The organism is Virgibacillus sp. M23 (assembly GCF_034190895.1).
Lineage (GTDB): Bacteria > Bacillota > Bacilli > Bacillales > Amphibacillaceae > Virgibacillus > Virgibacillus salarius.
This window is the reverse complement of record NZ_JAWDHA010000008.1, coordinates 47,766-66,114: the sequence shown is the minus strand read 5'-3', so window position 1 is coordinate 66,114 and position 18,349 is coordinate 47,766. Positions and strand designations below refer to the sequence as shown.

General features: G+C 40.0%; 18 protein-coding genes and 1 riboswitch. Of the genes, 15 read left to right on the top strand and 3 right to left on the bottom strand.

Translation table 11 applies throughout. From position 1 onward, the window contains the following. Positions 1–410 precede the first annotated feature (410 nt). Together RVS70_RS04985 and msrA are read right to left on the bottom strand one after the other, a co-directional pair. Complete coding sequence (locus RVS70_RS04985) at positions 411–1,586, bottom strand: MFS transporter (RefSeq protein WP_026682860.1); 1,176 nt, start codon at positions 1,584–1,586, stop codon at positions 411–413. A gap of 75 nt (positions 1,587–1,661) precedes the next feature. Then, positions 1,662–2,189 carry a peptide-methionine (S)-S-oxide reductase MsrA gene (gene msrA, locus RVS70_RS04980; protein ID WP_026682859.1) on the bottom strand — a complete coding sequence of 176 codons (528 nt, stop codon included), beginning with the start codon at positions 2,187–2,189 and terminating at the stop codon, positions 1,662–1,664. A 91-nt stretch (positions 2,190–2,280) separates the two neighbouring features. Here msrA and RVS70_RS04975 point away from each other — a divergent pair, with 91 nt between their 5' ends. Beyond that, positions 2,281–2,988, top strand: coding sequence for an MOSC domain-containing protein (locus tag RVS70_RS04975; protein ID WP_321132574.1), 708 nt, complete (start codon positions 2,281–2,283; stop codon positions 2,986–2,988). 90 nt (positions 2,989–3,078) lie between these two features. On the opposite strand, the gene RVS70_RS04970 is transcribed toward RVS70_RS04975, so the two are convergent. Then, positions 3,079–3,513: an Hsp20/alpha crystallin family protein gene (locus RVS70_RS04970; protein ID WP_026682857.1), complete on the bottom strand. Its 435-nt coding sequence runs from the start codon at positions 3,511–3,513 to the stop codon at positions 3,079–3,081. A gap of 203 nt (positions 3,514–3,716) precedes the next feature. On the opposite strand from RVS70_RS04970, the gene RVS70_RS04965 reads away from it, so the two are divergent. The 14 genes from RVS70_RS04965 (at position 3,717) to purD (ending at position 17,887) form a co-directional block, all read left to right on the top strand. Further along, the gene (locus tag RVS70_RS04965; protein ID WP_321132573.1) at positions 3,717–4,343 is read left to right on the top strand and encodes a DUF2179 domain-containing protein; all 627 of its coding nucleotides are present in this window, start codon (positions 3,717–3,719) and stop codon (positions 4,341–4,343) included. A gap of 259 nt (positions 4,344–4,602) precedes the next feature. Continuing rightward, positions 4,603–4,703: riboswitch (purine riboswitch) on the top strand. 353 nt (positions 4,704–5,056) lie between these two features. Then, positions 5,057–5,191, top strand: coding sequence for a hypothetical protein (locus tag RVS70_RS04960; protein ID WP_321132572.1), 135 nt, complete (start codon positions 5,057–5,059; stop codon positions 5,189–5,191). A gap of 126 nt (positions 5,192–5,317) precedes the next feature. Further along, positions 5,318–5,803, top strand: a complete 486-nt coding sequence (gene purE, locus RVS70_RS04955) for a 5-(carboxyamino)imidazole ribonucleotide mutase (RefSeq protein WP_034679712.1) — start codon at positions 5,318–5,320, stop codon at positions 5,801–5,803. After that, positions 5,790–6,923 carry a 5-(carboxyamino)imidazole ribonucleotide synthase gene (gene purK, locus RVS70_RS04950; protein WP_166530073.1) on the top strand — a complete coding sequence of 378 codons (1,134 nt, stop codon included), beginning with the start codon at positions 5,790–5,792 and terminating at the stop codon, positions 6,921–6,923. The genes purE and purK overlap by 14 nt, the downstream gene beginning before the upstream one ends. Continuing rightward, a complete protein-coding gene (purB, locus tag RVS70_RS04945) occupies positions 6,920–8,215 on the top strand; it encodes an adenylosuccinate lyase (protein ID WP_121604624.1) in 1,296 nt (431 codons plus the stop codon). Before purK ends, purB begins: the two co-directional genes overlap by 4 nt. Before the next feature lie 12 nt (positions 8,216–8,227). Then, positions 8,228–8,941, top strand: coding sequence for a phosphoribosylaminoimidazolesuccinocarboxamide synthase (gene purC, locus RVS70_RS04940; protein WP_026682852.1), 714 nt, complete (start codon positions 8,228–8,230; stop codon positions 8,939–8,941). Beyond that, positions 8,938–9,189 carry a phosphoribosylformylglycinamidine synthase subunit PurS gene (gene purS / locus RVS70_RS04935; RefSeq protein ID WP_026682851.1) on the top strand — a complete coding sequence of 84 codons (252 nt, stop codon included), beginning with the start codon at positions 8,938–8,940 and terminating at the stop codon, positions 9,187–9,189. Before purC ends, purS begins: the two co-directional genes overlap by 4 nt. After that, positions 9,186–9,869 carry a phosphoribosylformylglycinamidine synthase subunit PurQ gene (gene purQ / locus RVS70_RS04930; RefSeq protein ID WP_026682850.1) on the top strand — a complete coding sequence of 228 codons (684 nt, stop codon included), beginning with the start codon at positions 9,186–9,188 and terminating at the stop codon, positions 9,867–9,869. Before purS ends, purQ begins: the two co-directional genes overlap by 4 nt. Next, positions 9,853–12,081 carry a phosphoribosylformylglycinamidine synthase subunit PurL gene (gene purL, locus RVS70_RS04925; protein WP_321132571.1) on the top strand — a complete coding sequence of 743 codons (2,229 nt, stop codon included), beginning with the start codon at positions 9,853–9,855 and terminating at the stop codon, positions 12,079–12,081. Before purQ ends, purL begins: the two co-directional genes overlap by 17 nt. Next, positions 12,057–13,466 carry an amidophosphoribosyltransferase gene (gene purF, locus RVS70_RS04920; protein ID WP_321132570.1) on the top strand — a complete coding sequence of 470 codons (1,410 nt, stop codon included), beginning with the start codon at positions 12,057–12,059 and terminating at the stop codon, positions 13,464–13,466. Before purL ends, purF begins: the two co-directional genes overlap by 25 nt. Before the next feature lie 26 nt (positions 13,467–13,492). Beyond that, entirely contained in the window at positions 13,493–14,509 is a 1,017-nt protein-coding gene (purM, locus tag RVS70_RS04915; protein ID WP_321132569.1) for a phosphoribosylformylglycinamidine cyclo-ligase, read from the top strand. Further along, entirely contained in the window at positions 14,506–15,075 is a 570-nt protein-coding gene (gene purN, locus RVS70_RS04910; protein WP_121604628.1) for a phosphoribosylglycinamide formyltransferase, read from the top strand. Before purM ends, purN begins: the two co-directional genes overlap by 4 nt. A gap of 2 nt (positions 15,076–15,077) precedes the next feature. Continuing rightward, the gene (purH, locus tag RVS70_RS04905; protein ID WP_121604629.1) at positions 15,078–16,610 is read left to right on the top strand and encodes a bifunctional phosphoribosylaminoimidazolecarboxamide formyltransferase/IMP cyclohydrolase; all 1,533 of its coding nucleotides are present in this window, start codon (positions 15,078–15,080) and stop codon (positions 16,608–16,610) included. A gap of 17 nt (positions 16,611–16,627) precedes the next feature. Next, entirely contained in the window at positions 16,628–17,887 is a 1,260-nt protein-coding gene (gene purD, locus RVS70_RS04900) for a phosphoribosylamine--glycine ligase (RefSeq protein WP_121604630.1), read from the top strand. Positions 17,888–18,349: the final 462 nt, after the last annotated feature.

Here is an 18,349-nt window from a genome sequence, read left to right as displayed (position 1 = left end):
AGATTCCGGCGGGAACAGCACGTATCCGAAGATCCACTTGGTAACGTGTTTTTCTTTACCAAGTTAGCTGAGGTGTGCCCGCGGAAAGTGCGTATAGTTTCACGGTGCGGCGATATTACTCCTATTGATAACATGATTATTCGTATTTTGAGTAAAGAAGTTGTGTTTTGTCCCAGTCTCAGTCTTTGCGATGAAAGATGGCGAATGATTCCTGTGGAAAAATGGGCGATCCGATTCTCATAAGCTGTTAGTACTTTCTGTATGAACGTAAAACTATGTGTTTTTTTGCATAGAAAAGCTCCTCTTAAGACAGATTATATTTTTTATACTGTCTAAAGGGGAGCGTATCATTTCTCCAAAGCTTCTTTTTTGATTTTCAGCGGTTCATGTAAACGTAGCATTGTGTAATGCTAACGATCTTGTTGATGAACATAGGCTTCTTTTCCAAATGGCATGATATGATAAAGCGTAATGAGAATAGTACCTATTAATGCTAGACAGCCCATTCCGAAATATAATGTTCCACCGCCTGAAGAATCGATGATGGCACCTCCAAGTAGTGAACCGATAATTCCTGATAACCCAAAGAAAGTTGCAAAAAAGACAAGGTGACCTGTAGATTGTAATAATTTTGGTATGAGCCTAGAGATATAATTAAAGGATGCTAAGTAAAAGGTACCGAACGTTAATCCATGCAAAAATTGTAGGCTGATAATCTGGATCGGGCTGTCAGCAGCACCGTAAATAAACCAACGAATGCTATATAAGATTCCTGCAATGATAACAAATACAAGTGGATGATACTTTCGGAACCAGAAGCCAGCAGTTGCGAAGACAATGGCTTCTGTCACTACTCCAACAAACCATGCTACACCAACTAATCCTTCACTACCGCCTAGCTGTTCTATATATAACCCAATGAAGCTATCATTGGCACGGTGTGTAATGCTCAAAAACATAATAAATAGAAGGAAGATAACAAAAGGCTTACTTTTGACTATTTCGCTAACATCCTTCAGTTGGATTGGATCAGATTCAACCTTTACATCAGTTAGTTTAAACGTAACGATTAATGCAACCATTCCAAAAAATAAATAAGGAATAATCATGTATTGAATTCCAACTCTAGTGAGAATTTCTCCAATAATAAGAGAAGAAGTAGCAAAACCAACTGAGCCCCACCAGCGGATCGTACCAAAGGACACTCCGAGTTCATCTGCTCTGCGCTGGGCTAAGCTATCTCCGAGCGCACCAATTGGTGTAACGAAAAAATAAAAGATTGCACCCATTAATAGAATGGCTAGTAACGTATCCATTTGAAAGAATAGAATACTGGTAACGAGCAGGCCAATAATGCAAATCTGGATAATTCGTTTAACGGTTTTGTGTTTATCACTCATATATCCCCAAAATGGCTGAGCAAAGATAGATGCTAGTGGTCCAACAGCTAATACATAACCAATTTCAGTACCGTTTAATCCCTTGTATTTTAGATATAAAGGTAAGTAACTCAAAATAATTGTATTTGTCGCATGAAAGGCAAACAATAACATTTTTAATGGTGTTAACGAATGTGAATTAGACAACGATCTCTCTCCTGACTTGAATAAAGCATAATGAATCATTTACAACGTGGACGAATTTGTTGGGGAATAAAACAATTACTTTCTCCAAACATGCTCTATAAATTCATCTCTTCCTGATTTTAAACGGTCTTCCTTATATGCAGTCTCATTTTTCCGGTAATAATCTTGATGGTAATCTTCCGCTGCGTAAAAGCTAGATGCAGGAAGTAATTTGGTTACAATCGGTTTATTAAATTTCCCACTTTTAGATAGCTTTTGTTTCGACGCCTCCGCAGCCTTCTTTTGTTCTTCATTATGATAAAAGATAGCTGTACGATAGGAATCTCCACGATCATGAAATTGTCCTCCATCATCAGTGGGGTCAATTTGCTGCCAGTATACATCTAAAATGGTTTGATAGCTAATAATAGATGGGTCAAACGTTATTTGTACTGCTTCATAATGACCGGAATCTCCTGCCTTTACATCTTCGTATGTAGGATTAGGAAGATGACCACCTGTATAACCGGAAATTACTTGGTCAACACCTTTCCATTGATCGAATGGCTTTACCATACACCAGAAGCATCCTCCTGCAAAAGTCGCCTGTTGTTTGTTTGACATCTATATCCCTCTTTCATCATTTCTATTCCCAAGTGGACGTATTTTAAGTAGAATAAAGTTACTATACCATATTTAACAAGTGGGTGATAGAATGGAAGAACCATATATTCATAAACTTTTTACTGGAAAAGTAAGGGAGCTTGGTACCGCTGATGCTAGTAATTGGGCGGAACGATCTTGGCAGAGCGGTATGTTTAAGGAACCCATCGATCAGAAGGTTTGGTTAGGAAAGACGGGATTAGCAGGAGATGAAGTCGCTGATAAGAAAAATCATGGAGGACCTGAAAAAGCTGTTTTTGCTTATCCAATTAAACATTACCAATTTTGGCAAGAGGATTTACAAATAAATACAATCGAAGCAGGTGCGATGGGAGAGAATTTTTCGGTATTGGAAATGGATGAATTTTCCGTATTTATTGGCGATACATATAAAGTAGGAGATGTTATTCTGCAAGTATCACAGCCACGTCAACCTTGCTGGAAGCCGGCGCGTCGCTTTCAAGTTAAAGATTTTGCCTTGCGAATTCAACATAGTGGGCGAACAGGCTGGTACTTTCGAGTATTGCAAGAGGGCTTTATCCAGGCTGGTAGTGATATGGAATTAATAGAACGACCATATCCACAATGGTCTATTGCAGCTTGTAATGAAATTATGCATGTATATAAAGAAGATCTACGAGCTGCGGATGATCTTGCTCAATGTGATTTACTTGCGGAAAATTGGAAGAAAACATTATATAAGCGATTAAGGGGAATACCTTCTTCCGTTGATAAACGAGTATTTGGTCCGAATCAGTAATTCATGTTGAAATGCCACACTTTTATCGGTGACTTTAATGATAAAAGTGTGGCATTTTCATGCTAAATTAGTAATCTTTCATTATGTGATCTAATTATCTTCCAGCACATGGACATTTACTCTGTTTTTCCTACTTGTCTCGGAAATAAGCCGATGTAGTTGGATGAATACGAGACCGTTTTTATACGTTGCTTTTATTTTATCTGAACGAACTGGAAAAGGAAGAGAGATTCTTCTTTCGAAAACGCCCTGTAGTATTTCCTCTTTTATTTTAATACCAAAGGAATTATCAATATCAATTGTTCCTCGAAGCTCCAATGTGGAATAATCAACATAAACATCAAGCTTATCTAAGTCAACTAGCCCTGGGATGTTAGCAACACAAAATAATTCATGATCTGTTTGATAAAGATTAATTTGTGGAATAGTAGGTTTTATAATACCTTCAAATTCATTCCAAAAGTTTTCGCCAAAAAAGTGATCCATGTTCTTTTTCCAATCCGTCATTTGTTGAAAAGGATCCATAACTTCACCTCGCTTCATGTTTAAAAAGTATGTGTAATGAAATGTCTAGCTACGTCCCAAATTACTATGCAGACGCAGCGCCCATGTTCTTACATTAGCCTATGCGGAATAATATAAATGAGTGAAACAAACATGAATGATATAGAATGTCATATGATAAGAAAATAAGGTATGCTTAGGATATAGGTTTAGGAGGGTTTTATTTGATTAGCAATGCACTCGTAATGGTTGGAATTATATTAGTTATCAATATTGTGTATGTATCGCTTTCCACAATACGAATGATTCTAACGTTAAAAGGCAGAAGGTATATTGCTGCATTTGTAAGCATGTTTGAAGTGGTTATTTATGTATTTGGCTTGGGTCTTGTTTTAGATAATTTAAACGAAATTCAAAATCTGTTAGCCTATGCCATTGGTTTTGGGATTGGTGTAGTCTGCGGGTCAAAAATTGAAGAAAAACTAGCACTTGGATATATTACAGTCAATGTGATATCCTCCGATCCAGATATTCAATTTACGAAGCAATTAAGAGATAAAGGCTATGGGGTAACAAGCTGGTATGCTTATGGTATGGATGGAGACAGATTATCAATGCAAATCTTAACACCAAGAAAATATGAATTAAGATTGTATGAAACCATTAAACAAATAGATCCGAAAGCTTTTATCATTGCATATGAACCAAAGCAAATCTATGGTGGATTCTGGGTGAAACAGGTGCGTAAAGGTAGACTTATGAATCCGAAGAAAAAAGCAGAGAGTAGCAATGGTACTACGAAGCAAGCTACGGAAACATCCAAACCAACAGAATCAATGAGGAAAGAGTAGATCTTAAGAATAACGTATGATGTATCGTTGTGCACACATAGCATTTTTCCTTTTGGGTTGGATCGTCTATTAATAAGTCGCATAGAATAGTTGATGACAGAAGTAAAACTTCAATAACTAAGCTCACATGTCCATGTTTGAGTATAAATGAATCGTATTGTTTTAGGGAATATACTAAAAACCGAACATTAATTTAAATTATTTAATAATCGTTCGTTATTTTGTTGACATTTCCGTTTTTCCTTGTTATTCTTAAACCGACAAATCAATATCGGTTCCTCATATATACCTGAGAATAAGGCTCAGAAGTTTCTACCCAGCACCGTAAATGACTGGACTATGAGGGAAGTTGAATCGTTGTGTAAGCAATGATCTGTTTGAATGGTTGAAATTACAGGTCTATTCTTCTTCTCTCATTGGCTTGAGATGAAGATGAATAGACTTTTTTCGTAGTCAAGGAAGTTATAAAAGTTGAGCCTGTGGGTAAATCTTGGCGTGTTGAGTCGCGTCCAGCTCCAACTTCCAGAAACGAGGCGACTTTACGAATCGTCCTACGGATAAGTTGTCATCGGCTCGCGAGCTCACCTGTTCCTTTATCACCGTTGACTCGCTTCAGTCGCTTTGTTTCTAATTGGGCGCTTGCGCTTTTGTTCTAAGTTAAGAAAGTATAAAATCAGTGTAATGACTGCGTTAAGCCAAGTAGTTATTTTGAAATGTTTGACCTGAAGATCCACTTTTTTGAGCGGGTTTTGCTAAAAAAGTTAGCTGAAGGACAAACCCCACGGAAAGGGAAGTGGGCAGCCGGAGTGGTGGTCAAGCAGTTGCTATTATTCCATAATAGCTACTAGAGGAAGCGTAAATCTGAGCATGTAGTGATAAGGACTGAGCGAATTTTGCTCAATTTTTCTTATTAATTAGCAAAGGGTAAACTTAAACTAGGAGATAATTTGATAAACGAGGGGGATTTCACAGTAATGGTTGGCGTAATCATGGGCAGTATATCGGATTGGGAAACAATGAAGCATGCTTGTGCTATTCTAGATGAACTACAAATTCCGTATAGCAAAGATATTATTTCTGCACATCGTACACCTGATGAAATGTTTGCATATGCAAAATCAGCCAGAGAACGTGGACTAAAAGTTATTATTGCCGGCGCAGGAGGAGCAGCCCATTTACCTGGAATGGTGGCAGCTCAGACGACACTTCCTGTAATTGGTGTTCCTGTTCAAAGTAAAGCGTTGAACGGATTGGATTCACTTCTTTCGATCGTACAAATGCCAGGCGGAGTGCCTACTGCAACTGTAGCGATTGGGAAGGCAGGAGCAAAAAATGCCGGGATTCTTGCAGCACAAATCTTAGGTACATTCGATGCATACGTTGCAGCGAAGTTAGAAACGTACCGTGACCAAATGAAGGATAACGTTGGAGAAATGAGGGAAGACCTTGCGAAAAAATAACAGCATTGTGTTACCCGGACAAACAATTGGGATTATTGGTGGAGGTCAGCTAGGACGTATGATGGCAATTGCAGCAAAGTATATGGGTTATCGTGTGAATGTATTAGATCCTACCGTAGACTGTCCGGCTGCACAGGTCGCAGACCATCAAATTATTGCACCATATGAGGATATGAATGCTATCCAACAATTGACAGCTCTTAGCGATGTGGTCACATATGAATTTGAAAATGTTGATTTACAAGCTGCAGCTTACATAGAGAAAGAAGGAAAGCTGCCACAGGGTGCGTTTGCTCTCGAAATTACTCAAAATCGGGAGAAAGAGAAAAAGCTAATAAAGGCAGCTGATTTACCTGTTCCCGAATTTGCTATTGTAAACAGTGGAGCTGAATGTGAAGAAATACTAAGAGATTTTCCATTACCCGCTGTAATCAAGACGTGTCGTGGTGGTTATGACGGAAAAGGCCAACTTAAAATAGATGCTCGTTCAGACATAGCTACAGCCGTTCAATTTGCCCAGGATCATTCCCATTGCATCGTAGAAGAATGGATTACCTTTGATAAAGAAGTATCGGTTATCTTTACACGTGCACAATCTGGCGAAATTACATTTTTCCCAGTTGCTGAGAATGAACATAAAGACCATGTATTATTCAAAACAATGGTTCCAGCGAGCATTAATGAACTACTGGAAAAAGAAGCTTTTCGGGCAGTAGAGAAGCTTGCTGAACATATGAAGATAGTAGGTACCTTTGCGGTGGAACTGTTTGTGAAAGGAGATCGTATCTATCTAAATGAAATGGCTCCTCGTCCTCATAATTCTGGGCATTATACGATTGAGGCTTGTAATGTTTCACAATTTACACAGCATATTCGTGCCATATGTGGCCTTCCTTTAATGGAAGTAAATTTACTAGAGCCAGCGGTCATGATCAATGTATTAGGTGAAGACTTGGAATCTGTTTTACAAGCGATGGCAAAAAATACCTCTGGTTTTGTTCATTTATATGGAAAAGCGGAAGCTAAAACGAAACGAAAAATGGGACATATTACATTTATTGGGGCTACAATGGATAAAGTAAACAAACATATTCAGACATTTGAGGAGGCCAAACAATGATTGAGCGTTATACAAGGGAAGAAATGGGATCGATTTGGACAGAGGAAAATAAATTTAAAGCATGGCTTGAAGTTGAAATCCTAGCATGTGAGGCATGGAGTGAGCTAGGTGTTATTCCTAAAGAAGATGTGAAAAAGCTACGGGACAATGCATCCTTTGATATCCATCGAATTTATGAAATTGAAAAGGATACAAGACACGATGTTGTCGCTTTTACACGTGCTGTATCGGAAACGCTGGGTGAGGAAAGAAAATGGGTGCATTATGGACTGACATCAACGGATGTTGTTGATACAGCACTTTCGTATATCGTAAAACAGGCCAATGAAATTATTCGGAAGGACTTGCATCGGTTTATTGAGATCTTGAAAAATAAGGCTATGGAACATAAGCATACGGTGATGATGGGAAGAACCCATGGCGTACATGCAGAACCAACAACATTTGGTTTGAAGCTTGCGCTTTGGTACGAAGAAATGAAACGTAATTTAGAACGTTTCGAAGCAGCCGCTCACAATATTGAATTTGGAAAGCTATCAGGAGCAGTAGGAACATATGCAAATATTGATCCATTTGTGGAGCGATATGTTTGTGAGAAGTTAGGAATTACGCCAGCACCCGTTTCTACTCAAACATTGCAACGTGACCGTCATGCAGCTTATTTATCTGCACTTGCGCTTATCGCGACATCGGTAGAGAAATTCGCAACCGAAATTCGTGGATTGCAAAAAACAGAAACACGAGAAGTAGAAGAATTCTTCGCGAAAGGGCAAAAGGGATCATCGGCTATGCCGCATAAACGTAATCCAATCGGGTCAGAGAATATGACAGGAATGGCAAGAGTCGTACGTGGCTACATGATGACAGCCTATGAAAATGTATCATTATGGCATGAGCGAGATATTTCTCATTCTTCAGCAGAACGTGTCATTCTACCAGATGCAACAATTGCGTTAAACTATATGCTTAATCGTTTTGCAAACATCGTTAAGAATCTAACGGTGTTCCCTGAAAATATGAAACGAAACATCGATAAAACCTATGGCGTTATTTTCTCTCAACGGGTTCTCCTAGCTCTAATTGACAAAGGAATGGCGCGCGAAACTGCTTATGATATAGTACAGCCGAAGGCGATGCAAGCTTGGGAAACAGCGACTCACTTTAAACAGTTAGTAGAGGCAGATGAACAAATTACGGACGCATTATCACAAGCAGAAATTGATGATTGCTTTGACTATACGTACCATTTAAAAAATGTCGATGTTATCTTTGACCGAATCGGCTTAGCGTGAGGTGGAATTTATATGAAGGAAGCATTGTTATATGAAGGTAAGGCGAAGAAGGTTTATCAAGCAAAAGATAGAACTGGCAAGTTAGTTTTAGCCTACAAGAATGATGCTACAGCGTTTAATGGTGAAAAAAAATCGAGTTTTTCTGGTAAGGGAAGACTAAATAATGAAATTTCCTCACGAATATTTTCTTTACTTCATGATAAGGGTGTGGAGACGCATTTTATTGAACGATTAACGGAGACAGAACAGTTGGTTCATCAAACAGAAATTATCCCATTAGAAGTAGTTGTTCGTAATGTTGCTGCAGGCAGCATTACGAAACGACTAGGGATAGAGGAAAAAACGACATTTGCTCGACCTCTTGTTGAATTGTTTTATAAGAACGACGAATTAAATGATCCATTAATCAATGATGAGCATGCCTTTATTTTATCAGATGTAACACGGACAGAGCTGCAAGAAATAAAAGAGAAGGTATTGAAAATTAATGAGGAACTAAGAAAGATATTTCGTGATATTCATATTACATTAGTGGATTTTAAAGTTGAGTTTGGAAGATTAGCGAGTGGCTGTATCGTCCTAGCTGATGAGATTTCTCCAGATACATGTCGCCTATGGGATATTACAACGCAGGAAAAGCTTGATAAGGATGTTTTTCGCCAAGGAACAGGCGATTTAATTGAGGTCTATGAAGAGATTTTACGACGACTGGAGGATAAACAATGAAAAACGTAAAGGTCCATATTACATTAAAGTCAGGGGTATTAGATCCTCAAGGAAAGGCTATACAGGAATCATTACATGCACTAGGATATCAAGAAATAGAAGAAGCTCGTGTTGGTAAAGTAATTGAATTACAGGTTCAAGATGAAGCAGATATCGAGGCACGCGTTACAGAAATGTGCGAAAAGTTGCTAGCTAATCCAGTTATTGAAGACTACCGATTTGAAGTGGAGGGGGCTGTTCAGTCGTGAATTTCGCTGTAATTATGTTTCCGGGTTCTAACTGTGATCATGATATGTATCATGCCGTTAAAGATGTACTTCAAGAAGAGGCAGATCTCGTTTGGTATGAAAATAGTGATCTAACAAACTATGATGCTATTCTACTTCCTGGTGGTTTTTCGTATGGCGATTATTTACGCTCAGGAGCTGTAGCTTCTACTTCCAATGTAATGAAGCAAATCAAAGAGCATGCTGCAAAAGGAAAACCTGTATTAGGAGTCTGTAATGGATTTCAAATATTAACAGAAGCTGGGTTATTACCAGGAGCATTACTTCGTAATAAAAAACTTTCCTTTATGTGCCATCAGGAGGAGCTACAGGTTGTTAACAATCGGACGCTATTCACTACAGAATATACGTCAGGGGAAGTAGTGCGCTTTCCGATTGCGCATGGAGAAGGAAATTACTTTTGTGATGACGCTACATTACAAGCAATGAAGGCAAATGGTCAAATTGTATTTACCTATCAAGATAATCCAAATGGTTCCGTCGCCGATATTGCTGGGATTAGTAACAAAGAAGGTAATGTATTAGGAATGATGCCACATCCGGAACGAGCTGTAGAAGCATTATTGGGTAGTGATGACGGCTTACGTTTATTCAAATCAATGGTGCTGAATTGGAGGGAATCCTATGTTGCAAACGCATGAAATTAGTCCAGAAGTGATTGAAAGCGACAAACTGTATAAAGAAATGGGATTAAGTGATGAAGAGTTCCAATTGGTTAAAACCATTTTAGGTCGACGCCCAAATTTTACAGAAACGGGCATATTTTCAGTAATGTGGTCAGAGCACTGTAGCTATAAAACATCGAAGCCATTACTAAAAAAGTTCCCGACAAAATCACCGCATGTATTACAAGGACCAGGTGAGGGGGCTGGAATCATCGATATTGGTGATAATCAGGCAGTCGTGTTTAAGATCGAAAGCCATAATCACCCTTCTGCAGTTGAACCATATCAAGGAGCTGCGACAGGTGTCGGTGGAATTATTCGTGATGTTTTTTCCATGGGAGCACGTCCAATTGCTTTATTAAATTCATTACGTTTTGGGAATCTGACTTCGGAACGCGTAAAGTATTTATTCTCCGAAGTAGTGAATGGCATCGCTGGGTATGGGAATTGTGTCGGTGTTCCAACGGTTGGTGGAGAAGTTCAATTTGATACAAGCTATGAGGACAATCCGCTCGTTAATGCAATGTGTGTAGGATTAATTAATCATGATGATATCCAAAAGGGAATAGCAAAAGGGATTGGTAATACAGTATTGTACGCCGGCGCTCCAACAGGTCGAGATGGTATTCACGGTGCCACTTTTGCTTCAGACGATTTAGGAGAAGATGCAGCAAAGGATCGTCCTGCGGTACAAGTTGGGGATCCATTTATGGAAAAATTATTAATAGAAGCTTGCTTAGAAGTCATTCATTCAGATGCACTTATTGGAATGCAGGACATGGGCGCAGCTGGTTTAACTTCTTCTGCGAGTGAAATGGCAAGTAAGGCTGGAACAGGATTAGAAATGAACTTGGATTTAGTTCCGCAGCGAGAACAGCATATGTCAGCATATGAGTTAATGCTATCTGAATCACAGGAGCGTATGCTACTAGTGGTTAAACAGGGACGTGAACAGGAAATTATCGAAGTATTCCAAAAATACGGATTGCAGGCAGTGGCTGTTGGAAAGGTAATAGAGGAAAAAATATTTCGTATTAAGCAGCACGGAGAAGTGATGGCAGACATTCCAGTGGATGCGCTTGCAGAGGAAGCCCCGGTCTACCATTTACCAGCAAAAGAAGCTAGCTACTATCAAGCATTTCAACAAATGGAAAATGCGATACCATCGATAGAAAACCATGCAGAAGTGCTGAGAAAACTATTACAGCAGCCAACAATTGCATCAAAAGAATGGGTATATGACCAGTATGATTCCATGGTTCAAACAAATACGGTTGTCACTCCAGGATCAGATGCTGCTGTTATTCGGATCAAAGGAACAAAAAAAGCATTGGCGATGACGACAGACTGTAATTCCCGTTATATTTATTTAGACCCAGAAGTGGGTGGGAAGATTGCAGTAGCAGAAGCTGCTCGAAATATTGTTTGTTCTGGTGCCAAACCCTTAGGTCTTACAGATGGGTTGAATTTTGGCAACCCAACAAACCCGGAAGTATTCTGGCAAATGGAGAAGAGTGTGGAAGGTATGAGCGAGGCTTGTCGTATCTTGAATACCCCAGTAATTAGTGGAAATGTATCGCTATATAATCAGTCCAAAGGAAAGGCTGTTTTTCCAACGCCGGTTGTCGGTATGGTCGGCTTACACGAATCTTTAGAGGATATTACGCCAAGTCATTTCCAGTCACCTGGGGACACGATTTATATGATTGGCGAAACGGATATTGCCTTCGGTGGTAGTGAACTTCAACAGCTTGTTAAAGGAACATATGAAGGAAAAGCTCCAGCCATTGACTTACAGGTGGAGGCAAGAAGACAGGAGCAATTATTAACAGCAATTCAAGAAGGGGTCATTGTATCCGCACACGATTTGACAGAAGGTGGTTTAGCTGTCGGTTTAGCTGAAAGTCTATTTAATAATACCTTTTTAGGTGCTGATATTGAGTTGACAGGGGATGCCACCGTTGCATTATTTAGTGAAACACAGTCACGCTTTATCGTGACGGTCAAGGAAGAAAATAAAGCAAGATTTCTAGACTTGGTTGAGGATGCACGAGCCATCGGTACGGTAACAGATAAGCAAACATTATCTATTTCTGTGAATGAAAAGAACGTTATAGAAGAGGAAATTCATCAATTACGAGATTTATGGAAGGGAGCTATTCCATGCTTGCTGAAATCAAAGGCATAAATGAGGAATGTGGTGTATTCGGAATTTGGGGTCATGAAAAAGCAGCAGAGCTTACCTATTATGGTTTGCATTCGATGCAGCATCGTGGTCAGGAAGGTGCTGGCGTAGTAGTAAGTGATGGCAAGAACCTTAAGGCTCATAAAGAGATGGGGCTCGTAAACGATGTATTTAAACATGCTGATTTTTCCGCTTTATCTGGAAGCGTAGCAGTAGGACATGTTCGTTATTCCACGCAAGGTGGAAAAGTCCTTGAAAATGTGCAGCCCCTATTATTTCGTTCACAAACAGAAAGTATGGCGCTAGCACATAATGGGAATATCATGAATGCCTATAAGTTACGAGGAGAGCTGGAGGCAGAGGGAAGTATTTTGCAAACCTCTTCGGATTCCGAGGTTCTTGCTCATTTAATTAAACGAAGCGGCAATAAAATAACCGAGGAAACAATCTCGAAAGCACTTAATCAAGTAGTTGGTGCATATGCCTATATTATTTTAAAGGAAGACAAAATGTTTGTAGCTTTAGATCCGACAGGTATTCGCCCGTTATCTATCGGAAGATTAGGTGATGCCTATGTTGTTGCTTCTGAAACCTGTGCATTTGGGCAAATAGGGGCTACATTTGAGCGGGAAGTGTTACCTGGCGAATTAATAACCATTAGCAATGATGGGTTATCATCTATAAGATTTGCTATGCGTCAGCAACGTAAGATGTGTGCAATGGAGTATGTTTATCTTTCCAGACCAGATAGTGATGTTAATCATGTCAATGTCCATGCTTCTCGTAAAAACATGGGAATGGAACTGGCTAAAGAGTCGCCGGTAGAAGCAGATATTGTCGTAGGTGTGCCGGACTCTAGTATTTCTGCCGCAATTGGTTATGCAGAGGAGAGCGGGCTGCCCTATGAAATGGGGATTATTAAGAATCGCTATGTTGGTAGAACATTTATTCAACCATCACAGGAACTGAGAGAGCAAGGGGTAAAAATGAAGCTTTCTCCGGTTCGCAGCATTATTGAAGGAAAGCGGGTAATTATGATTGATGATTCGATAGTTAGGGGGACCACTAGTAAACGAATTGTGCAAATGTTGAAACAAGCTGGTGCTAAAGAAGTTCATGTACGAATCGCTTCCCCGTCGATTCAAAACCCTTGCTATTACGGTATTGATATGTCGACGAGAGTTGAGCTAATTGCAGCCAATCATTCTGTTCCTGAAATTAGCAATATAATCGGCGCAGATAGTGTTGCTTATTTATCAGAAGCGGGATTAGAAAAGGCAGTTCTTAAGGATAAAACGATCCATCAAGGAATTTGTACCGCATGTATGACAGGAAAATACCCAGTTAAAGAAGAAGGGGAAAAAGAAATTGCCTATACCAGTTGTTAACTTAAACTATAGAGGAAGTGGCGTTCATGTCAGAAGTATATAAAGATGCAGGGGTAGATGTAGAAAAGGGCTATGAAGCCGTAGAAAGAATGAAAAAACATATTCAACGTACGACTCGCCCCGAGGTACTTGGTGGTATTGGTTCGTTTGGGGGTTTGTTTGACCTTACTTCTTTTGCTTACGAGGAGCCAGTTTTAGTATCAGGTACAGATGGTGTTGGAACAAAGCTAAAGCTAGCATTTGAATTAAATAAGCATGATTCTGTAGGAATAGATCTTGTCGCTATGTGTGTAAATGATATTATTGCTCAGGGTGCAAAGCCGTTATTTTTTCTTGACTATATTGCTTGTGGCAAAAACGAACCAGTTCAGATGGAACAAATAGTATCGGGGATTGCCGAAGGCTGTGTTCAGGCGAATGCTTCCTTAATTGGCGGTGAGACTGCTGAAATGCCTGGGATGTATCAAGATGGTGAGTATGACTTGGCGGGATTTGCTGTTGGTATTGCTGAAAAGTCCAAGCTCGTAACTGGAGAAGCAATTCAAGCAGATGATGTCATCATAGGTCTTCCCTCTAGCGGCATTCATTCGAATGGCTACTCATTAGTCCGTAAGCTTGTAGCCGATCTTGATTTTCATAACACCTACGGGTTGAGTTGCTCCCTAGGAGAAGCATTACTGACACCAACGAGGATTTATGCTACATCAATGAAAAACGTGCTAGATTCTGGAAGGATAAAGGGTATTTCTCATATAACGGGCGGTGGTTTCTATGAAAACCTCCCACGTATGCTACCGACTGGTTTAGGTGCAGAGATAGACCGTAACACTTGGGAGCCGCCAGAAATCTTCCCATTTTTACAAGCGCAAGGGAAGATCAACGAAGAAGACATGTACGGGATATTTAATATGGGAATAGGTATGGCTATTGTTGTTGCAGCAGAGAATGTCCGTGATGTGCTCCGTTTATTGGAAATACAAGGAGAACTACCAACAGTGATTGGAAAAGTTATTCCGGAAGAAGGAGTGCATTTTTGTTCATGAGCCGTATTAAAGTAGCTGTATTTGCATCAGGTACAGGTAGTAATTTTCAAGCATTGATGGAGACAAAAAGCTTAGCCTGTGACATTGTACTTCTCGTTTGCGATAAGCATGATGCTCCAGTCATACAGAAGGCAAAGGCGAATGGAGTTGCGACATTCATTTTTGACCCAAAATCCTATTCTTCGAAGCAGGCATATGAGCAAGAAATTACGGATAGGCTAAAGGCGGCTTCTGTTAGTTGGGTATTTCTAGCTGGCTATATGCGAATTGTTGGTTCTGAGCTGCTCACTGCTTATCGTGACAAAATCGTTAATATACATCCATCGTTATTGCCGGCTTTTCCAGGTAAGGATGCTATCAAGCAAGCATTTGAAGCTGGCGTAACAAAAACAGGGGTAACGATTCATTTTGTTGATGAAGGCATTGATACAGGACCAATGATTCAACAGCAGGAAGTATATATCGATGCTACAGCTACATTAGAGGAGTTAGAAGAACGTATTCATCAGGTGGAACATCAATTATATCCACAGGTCATTAATCAACTTTTACAGAATGAGGGGTAATTATGAAAAAACGTGCATTAATCAGTGTATCGAATAAAGAAGGCATTATTGAATTTGCTAAAGGACTTCATGAAGCTGGAGTAGAAACCGTTTCTACAGGTGGGACACTTCGAGCTTTACAAGAGGCAGGCGTGCCAACAATTGCTGTAGAGCAGATTACTGGCTTCCCTGAAATATTAAATGGACGTGTTAAAACATTGCATCCGTTTATCCATGGAGGATTACTGGCAAAACGAGATAATGAAGAGCATCAAAACCAGCTGGAAGAAAACAAGATTTCTCCAATAGATTACGTCATTGTTAATCTGTATCCATTTAAACAAACATTAGAAAAACAAGGCGTAACCAAGGAAGAGATCATTGAAAATATCGATATCGGTGGTCCTACCATGCTAAGATCCGCTGCTAAAAATTATAAGGATGTGGCGGTAGTTGTTGATCCAAGTGATTATAATCAAGTATTACAGGCCATTAAACAGGATACGTTGACGGTTGACCAAAGGCAACAATTGGCTGCAAAGGTTTTCCGACACACAGCAAATTATGATGCACTTATTGCGCGTTATTTTACAGAAGAAACAGGTGAGGATTTTCCAGAAACCTATACGATTACGTATGAAAAGGCTCAGACGCTTCGTTATGGGGAAAATCCACATCAATCCGCTGCATTTTATAAACGATCGATTCCTGTTAAGGGAAGTTTAGCAACCGCAGAACAGCTTCATGGCAAGGAATTATCTTATAATAATATTCAAGATGCGAATGCCGCATTAGAAATACTTGCAGAATATACGGAACCAGCGGCAGTAGCTGTAAAACATATGAACCCCTGTGGAATAGGAGTAGCTCATACGATTGATACTGCCTTTCAACGTGCATACGACGCAGACCCAATCTCCATTTTTGGAGGAATCGTGGCATGTAACCAAGTCATCGATCAACTTACAGCAGAAAAGCTAAGCAAAATTTTCTTAGAAATTGTAATTGCTCCAGGATATACAGAGGAAGCACTTGCTTTATTAACCGTGAAAAAAAATATCCGATTGCTAAAACTCCATGTGGAGCCAGCGGAGGAAGTAGGTCATACATTTACATCTGTAAACGGTGGCATGCTTATCCAAACGAAGGATAACGGTCGTATTAATCCGGATGAACTAACGATTGCTACTACTCGTGAACCGACAGAGAAGGAGCTGGCAGACTTATTATTTGCTTGGAAGGCTGTTAAGCATGTGAAATCGAATGCGATTGTTTTAGCGAAGGAAAAACGAACAGTGGGAGTTGGAGCTGGTCAAATGAATCGAATTGGTGCAGCCAGCATTGCTATCGAACAGGCTGCTGAACATGCGCAAGGTGCAGTGATGGCTTCAGATGCATTCTTTCCAATGCCGGATACGGTGGAGGCTGCAGCAAAAGCTGGAATAACTGCAATTATTCAGCCTGGTGGTTCTAAGCGTGATCAGGACTCCATTGATGTGTGTAATGAGTACGGTATTGCAATGGTATATACAGGGATGCGCCATTTTAAACATTAAATGGAAGGGGATATTTCATGAAGATTTTAGTAGTTGGTCGAGGTGGACGTGAACATAGCATCATTATGAAAGTGGCTGAAAGTGAACGTGTTTCCGCGATTTATGCAGCCCCTGGAAACGGTGGGATTGCTGAGCAAGCAACGTGTATACCAATTGATGAGTTAGATATAGATGGACTTCTAGCATTTGCAAAAGAGGAAGCGATTGATTTAACAATCATTGGACCAGAAAATCCATTGAATGCGGGAATTGCTAACAAATTTAATGAAGCTGGTTTAGCTATTTTTGCACCGACGAAAGAAGCGGCATTATTAGAGGGAAGTAAGCAATTTGCAAAACAATTTATGCAAGCATACGACATACCAACTGCTGCCTATCAGTCCTTTACATCTGTTGAACAAGCAAAAGCCTATATCGCAGAAAAGGGAGCGCCAATTGTTATAAAGGCAGACGGCTTGGCTGCAGGGAAAGGCGTTATTGTTGCCGAAACAAAGGAGCAAGCGTTTACTGCTGTAGAAGAGATGCTTGTAGAAAAAACCTTTGATGAGGCGGGATCTACCATTGTGATAGAGGAGTTTCTTCAAGGGGAAGAATTTTCCCTAATGGCGTTTGTCCATGAAAATCAGGTATATCCAATGGTACCTGCAAGAGATCATAAGCGGGCATATGATCAGGATCACGGCCCAAATACAGGGGGGATGGGGGCTTTTTCACCAGTACCAGACCTCACTCAAGCAGATATTGATTTTTCATATACGCATATTTTACAGAAAACAGTGGACGGTTTAATAGAAGAAGGTAGAGCCTTTACGGGAATTCTTTATGCGGGTTTAATGAATACAGAAGATGGACCTAAAGTAATTGAGTTTAATACCCGGTTTGGTGATCCGGAAACACAGGTTGTACTACCATTATTAAAAAATGATCTTGTTCAAGTAGTTCTCGATGTCCTAGCAGGTAGAAACCCAGAGCTTCAATGGCATAACAAAGCTTGCGTTGGAGTTGTTTTAGCCTCTGAAGGATATCCAGGTGCTTACCAAAAAGGGGTTGAATTACCTACGCTGCATACAGAACGTGCTTTTATCGCTCATGCAGGGACAAAACAAGCAGACGGCGTGTTTGTCTCGGATGGAGGGCGTGTGCTGTTGGCTGGATCAACTGCAGCCTCGATAGAAGAAGCAGCGAGAAATGCATATACCGCATTTGCTAGCGTAAAGAAGGATGGTGGATTCTTTTATCGAACCGATATTGCAAAAATTGAAATGAAGCAAGCATAAAAACGGTACTTCCCTATATTTTTGGAGAGTATTCAGCTAGTGGATAGAAATATTGTTTGTTAAACAGCTACTCAATTGTTAGATCAAACAATAGAGGAAACCAATATGGGTAAAGTGTGGGATTGTCTGCCAGTAAATGTCCGATAGGTTTAAAGGCCTTTAGGTCATACCCGTGGTACTAAATTGGGGGATAAACAACCCCCAAACGGATTGAAGTTTCATTTTATATGACAGATGATAATATTAGGAAAACCAGCTACTCTCCTTATAGGATGGTAGCTGTTTTTTTATAGTCCGGGAAATTAAGGAAATTATAAAATTTGCCCATCTGGACGTGTGGAGCCACCGTCCAGCGCCCAGAAACGAGGCGACTTCACGAATCGCCCTAATCGAAGCCATTATGGCTCCGAACCACATCGAGATTCCTTTATCTCCGTTGACTCGATCCAGTCGCTACGCTTC